The following is a 3,498-nucleotide window of genomic DNA, read 5'->3' on the forward strand; positions in this document are numbered from 1 at the left end:
CGAACACCGTGGTCCGGTCCCTGAAGCTCAGGAATCACCACTTGTCGGTGCATAACGCCGCTCAATTCGTCGCTATCTCCGCCCAGTCGTACTGTCCCGCTCAGCTGTCGACCGAGGGCGTCGACGGTTGAGAACCCAGTCGGGAGCTGCCGCCGTGTCGATGAGCATCTCGTCGATGAGCATCGCCACCAAGATTTCGTCACCCCGACGACCGACTCCTGGACGCTGGGTGAGCACCGTCGAAGGTGAACGCATCGGCATCGCCCCGGCTCCGCGCGCGGCGACACGCCCTTGCGTGGCAACACATTTGAAGAAATCGCCGTCGTTCTCCCATGAGCGAACCGGCCGGCATCTGGTGATTATGGAGGTAAGACAATGACCGCTCTGAAACCGCTTCTGGCCGCAGCCGCGGCAGCCGCAGCGCTCGGAATGACCGCGCCGGCCAACGCGGACCCCGGCGACACCACCTTCCTCGCCGCGCTCGACAAGATCGGCTTCCAGTACCCGAACCCGGACCAAGTCGTATCCGCCGCCGGGGAGGTGTGCGGGTATATCGCGCAGGGACACACCTCCAACCAGGCTGCACGCGGGTTGAAGGCCGCCAATCCCGAGTTGACGCTGACGCAGGCGTCCCATTTCGTGGCGGCGGCCCGAGCGACGTACTGCAATCAGCCTCAGCCCGCCGAATAGTTGTGCCCCGCCGCCGCGGCGGTCCGTCCTAAATGACGTTGGCGGCGTCGGAGTTCGGCGGAACCGTCACTTCCCCGACGAAAACCCGCCGCCACACCGGCATCTCAACCCGGTGCCGCTGACCGAGCCCGCCGCTTGGCTGTCGACCGCACACCTCCTATGACCAGTCGCAACGGCGACCGCGGGCCAGCACCCGGACAGGTTGGGCCGCGATTCGGTGACAACGCCACGCCAACCGGCGGCATGATCTACTACACTTCGTCGTAGCAATGTGCTCCGCGGGTAGGGAGGTCACACATGGACGTCGTCGACATTTCGCGATGGCAGTTCGGCATCACCACCGTCTACCACTACATCTTCGTGCCGTTGACGATCGGGCTGGCGCCGTTGGTGGCGTTGATGCAGACCGTGTGGGTGGTCACCGACAACCCCGCCTGGTATCGGCTGACCAAGTTCTTCGGCAAGCTGTTTTTGATCAACTTCGCGCTGGGGGTGGCCACCGGGATCGTGCAGGAATTCCAGTTCGGCATGAACTGGAGCGAGTACTCCCGGTTCGTCGGTGACGTGTTCGGCGCCCCGCTGGCCATGGAGGGCCTGGCCGCGTTCTTCTTCGAGTCGACGTTCATCGGGTTGTGGATCTTCGGTTGGCGCCGCTTGCCGCGCTGGGTGCATCTGGGCTGCATCTGGGTGGTCGCGGTTTCGGTGAACGTCTCGGCCTTCTTCATCATCGCGGCCAACTCGTTCATGCAGCACCCGGTCGGCGCCCACTACAACCCCGAGACCGGGCGCGCCGAGTTGGACAGCATCGCCGCGCTGTTCAAAAACAACACCGCCCAGGCGGCGGTTTCGCACGCGGTCGGCGGTGCGCTGCTCACCGCGGGCACGTTCGTCGCGGCGGTGGGTGTCTGGTGGATGGTCCGCTGCGGCAACGGGATCGCCGCCGCGGGCGCCGGCCCGGAGATGGCCGCGGCCGACGGCCGCGCCATGTATCGTCCGGCGGCAATTCTCGGGTCGCTGGTCACCCTGCTCGCCGCCGCCGGTCTGTTCTTCACCGGCGACGCCCAGGGCAAGCTGATGTTTCACCAGCAGCCGATGAAGATGGCGTCGGCGGAATCGTTGTGCGACACCGCAACCGACCCATACTTCTCGGTCCTCACGGTCGGCCGGCAGAACAACTGCGACCACCTGGCCCGGGTGATCGAGGTGCCCTACGTGCTGCCGTTTCTGGCCGAAGGTCGGCTGCACGGGGTGCAGCTGCGCGGGGTGCGTGACATCCAGCGGGACTACCAGCAGCGCTATGGCGCAGGCGACTACCGGCCCAACCTGTTCGTCACCTACTGGTCATTCCGGGCGATGATCGGCCTGCTGGCGGTCCCGGTGCTGTTCGCGCTGGCGACGCTCTGGCTGACTCGGCGCGGCCGGACGCCGCGACAGCGGTGGTTCGCCCGGGTCGCGCTGTGGAGCATTCCCACCCCGTTTCTGGCCAACATCACCGGCTGGATCTTCACCGAGATGGGCCGCCAGCCCTGGCTGGTGGTGCCCAACCCGACCGGTGACCAGCAGATCCGGCTCACCGTCGCCCAGGGTGTCTCCGACAACAGCGTCGCCCTGGTCGTCACCTCGCTGACGGTGTTCACCGTGGTCTACGCGGCGCTGGCGGTGGCGTGGTTCTGGCTGTTCCGGCGCTACATCAGCGCCGGGCCGCAGGAACACGACGCGGAACCGGCCGCCGCCCTGCGACCCGGCACCGGCGAGCCGGCGCCACTGTCGTTCGCCTACTGAACCGCCCGGATCCGAAGAGAGGTGATCGAGATGGGATGGCAGCAACTGTGGTTCGGGGTGGTCGCGGTGCTGTTCCTCGGCTTCTTCGTCCTGGAGGGTTTCGATTTCGGGGTGGGCATGCTGATGGCACCGTTCGGCCGGGTCGGCGCCGGCGACCCGGAGGCGCACCGGCGGGCGGCGCTGAACACGATCGGCCCGGTCTGGGACGGCAACGAGGTCTGGCTGATCACCGCCGGCGGGGCGATGTTCGCCGCGTTCCCGGGCTGGTATGCGACGGTGTTCTCGGCGCTGTATCTGCCGCTGCTGGTGATCTTGTTCGGCATGATCGTGCGGGCGGTCGCGATCGAGTGGCGCGGCAAGATCGACGACCCCCGCTGGCGCGGCTGGGCCGATGCCGGCATCGCCGCCGGCTCCTGGCTGCCCGCCGTGCTGTGGGGGGTGGCGTTCGCGGTCCTGGTCCGCGGCCTGCCGGTGGATGCCGGCCACCGGGTTCACCTGTCGATCACCGATGTGCTCAACGCCTACACGCTGCTCGGCGGGCTGGCCACCGGGGGACTGTTCCTGCTCTACGGCGCGGTATTCGTGGCGTTGAAGACCTCCGGCGCCATCCGCGACGACGCGCTGCGGTTCGCCAACCGGCTGGCGCTGCCGGTGACCGCACCGATCGCCGGGTTCGGGCTGTGGACGCAGCTGGCCCACGGCAAGCCGTGGACGTGGCTGGCGCTGGGTGTCGGCATCGGCGCCCAGCTCGCGGTGGTGGCGCTGGTGCGGTATCGCGGCGTCGACGGCTGGGCGTTCTTCTGCGCCGCGGTCGTCGTCGTCGCGGTGGTGGTCCTGCTGTTCGGTGCCCTGTATCCGAACCTGGTGCCCTCCACGTTGGACCCGCACTGGAGCCTGACGATCTACAATGCGTCGTCGACCCCGTACACGCTGAAGATCATGACGTGGGCGGCCGCGCTGTTCGCACCGCTGGTGATCGTATATCAGGGCTGGACGTATTGGGTGTTTCGGCACCGGATCTCGGCT

3 protein-coding genes are annotated in these 3,498 nt (G+C 67.4%); all 3 read left to right on the plus strand.

Annotation, left to right across the window (positions count from 1 at the left end):
• Positions 1-375 precede the first annotated feature (375 nt).
• Positions 376-690: a DUF732 domain-containing protein gene (locus tag AC2VNT_RS12170; protein ID WP_486947103.1), complete on the plus strand. Its 315-nt coding sequence runs from the start codon at positions 376-378 to the stop codon at positions 688-690.
• Positions 691-987: 297 nt separating this feature from the next.
• Positions 988-2,472 (plus strand): cytochrome ubiquinol oxidase subunit I, encoded by a 1,485-nt coding sequence (locus AC2VNT_RS12175; protein WP_486947104.1) that lies wholly within the window; start codon positions 988-990, stop codon positions 2,470-2,472.
• Positions 2,473-2,502: 30 nt separating this feature from the next.
• The coding region (cydB, locus tag AC2VNT_RS12180; RefSeq protein WP_486947105.1) for a cytochrome d ubiquinol oxidase subunit II at positions 2,503-3,498 on the plus strand (996 nt) is incomplete at its 3' end.

It is taken from the genome of Mycobacterium sp. TH-M15 (assembly GCF_057473705.1).

Coding starts and splice junctions, on each gene's coding strand:
- AC2VNT_RS12170 (WP_486947103.1), top strand. CDS start 376: ATGACCGCTCTGAAACCGCTTCTGGCCGCAGCCGCGGCAGCCGCAGCG.
- AC2VNT_RS12175 (WP_486947104.1), top strand. CDS start 988: ATGGACGTCGTCGACATTTCGCGATGGCAGTTCGGCATCACCACCGTC.